The sequence below is a fragment of the Acidibrevibacterium sp. genome (assembly GCF_049965395.1).
Classification (GTDB): domain Bacteria; phylum Pseudomonadota; class Alphaproteobacteria; order Acetobacterales; family Acetobacteraceae; genus Acidibrevibacterium; species Acidibrevibacterium fodinaquatile.
In genome coordinates this window covers 1-1521 of record NZ_JBMFWJ010000109.1, presented here as the reverse complement: position 1 = coordinate 1521, position 1521 = coordinate 1, and the positions used below count along the sequence as shown (strand labels likewise).

Annotated in this window: 2 protein-coding genes; one reads left to right on the top strand and one right to left on the bottom strand. The window is 60.4% G+C overall.

The window, feature by feature from the left end; genetic code table 11:
• Window positions 1-90 precede the first annotated feature (90 nt).
• Window positions 91-654, bottom strand: coding sequence for a biotin/lipoyl-binding protein (locus ACP5M5_RS14720; RefSeq protein WP_427938610.1), 564 nt, complete (start codon window positions 652-654; stop codon window positions 91-93).
• A 239-nt stretch (window positions 655-893) separates the two neighbouring features.
• Here ACP5M5_RS14720 and ACP5M5_RS14715 point away from each other — a divergent pair, with 239 nt between their 5' ends.
• Window positions 894-1472 (top strand): TMEM175 family protein, encoded by a 579-nt coding sequence (locus tag ACP5M5_RS14715; protein ID WP_427938608.1) that lies wholly within the window; start codon window positions 894-896, stop codon window positions 1470-1472.
• Window positions 1473-1521: the final 49 nt, after the last annotated feature.

Genomic DNA, 1521 nt, shown 5'->3' with positions numbered 1-1521 from the left:
GCCGGGTCGGCAAGAGCCGCGTCGATGTCGAGCAGCGGCGCGGCGGAGGGGGGCATCAGGTGCGTGCGGCTTCGGCAGGCAGGGCAGCGGTCAGCGGTCAGCGGTCGCGACCTTCAGGGTCTGCTCGGCATTGTCGCGGTTCTGTTTCGTCTCCGCCCCGCTCGGCGAAAGTTTATTATAGCGCACAAAATTGGCCCGCGCGTTGACCTCCGTCGCCTGCGCCGCAGCGAAGGCTGCGCGGGCCTCGGCGATCTCTTCCGGGCGCGAGCCATCGAGCAGGCGGGTCAGCGCCTTCTGCGCCGCCTCGACATCGGCGGCGTCCTTGTCGGCATTCGCCTTGAGGCGGGTGGTGTCGAGGGTTGCGAGCAACTGGCCGCGCGTGACATGATCGCCTTCCTGCACCAAAAGCCGCGCGATGCGATCGCTGTCGTTGAAGGAAAGGGAGACCTGGCGGATATCAATCGTGCCATAGACCGCGACCGCAGCGATCACCGCCGGGGGATGCGCCCTGCGCCAATAGACCGCGCCGCCGCCCGCCAACAGCACCAGCGCGAGCAGCAGGATCAGGAAACGCAGCCGCCGCCTTGGCCCACTTGTCGCCACCCCCGACGCCACCACCTCGCCGGCAGCCCGTTGCACAGCCTTCATTTCCATGACACACATTACCTTCGCGTCGCGGACCTACGCTCACCTGATCCAATCAGACCGGGGCGGCGGGGAATTAATCGATGTCAACCCCATTCGATTTCGTCGCCTCAAACCATATTATTGGTCCATTTCGTAGTCAGAAAACTCGGAGTTGCCGCGCCCCATGCTGGCCCGACTGGGTGTCATGCGGTATCAGGTGGCGCGGCCCGGTGCCGATTGATGGCGCTTGAATCTCGGAGATTACGATGAGAAGTTTTCTCGCGCGGCGTCTTGAGGTGCTGAGTGACACCATATTTGGTGTTGCGATGACGATGCCTATCTACAGCCTGCCCTTGCTCGATCGCCAGGTCGGAGAGGGCGATTGGCATGCGGCCGTCAGGATAATGTTGCGACCGATTTTTGTGTTCGGCTGCAGCTTTCTGTTTTCCGGCATTTTCTGGTTCAGCCATCACCGACGTCTTGGTCTCACCAACGCGAATACCCGCCGCTATCTTTTTGTAACTTTCTCGTTCCTTTTTCTCGTTGTCCTGCTTCCGGTGCCGACGCTTCTTTATAGCCACGATGGAACCACCCCCTGGATCGCCACGTTTTATAGCGGCTATTTCGCAATCCTCGCCGCCACCAACGAGAGTCTTTGGATTGCCACCATATCGTCAATGCCGACGAGGCCATGGCGATTGGTAATTGGCCCCGGTATCCTCGCGCTGGTCTTTATCATCGCAACGATGGTGAGTTTTATCTCTCCATTAGCTGGCGCAATGACGTGGCTTGCGGTCATCTTTGCACCACTTGCCGATGCCCGCGCGACAAAAAGTCCCCTATGAGAGGGTTACCCTGCAAGCAGGTCATTTTTGTGACCCGATCAGCGCGTCG

Bases quoted from the DNA above. Each gene is read 5' to 3' on its own strand.
- ACP5M5_RS14720 (WP_427938610.1), bottom strand. From the start codon at position 654: ATGGAAATGAAGGCTGTGCAACGGGCTGCCGGCGAGGTGGTGGCGTCG.
- ACP5M5_RS14715 (WP_427938608.1), top strand. From the start codon at position 894: ATGAGAAGTTTTCTCGCGCGGCGTCTTGAGGTGCTGAGTGACACCATA.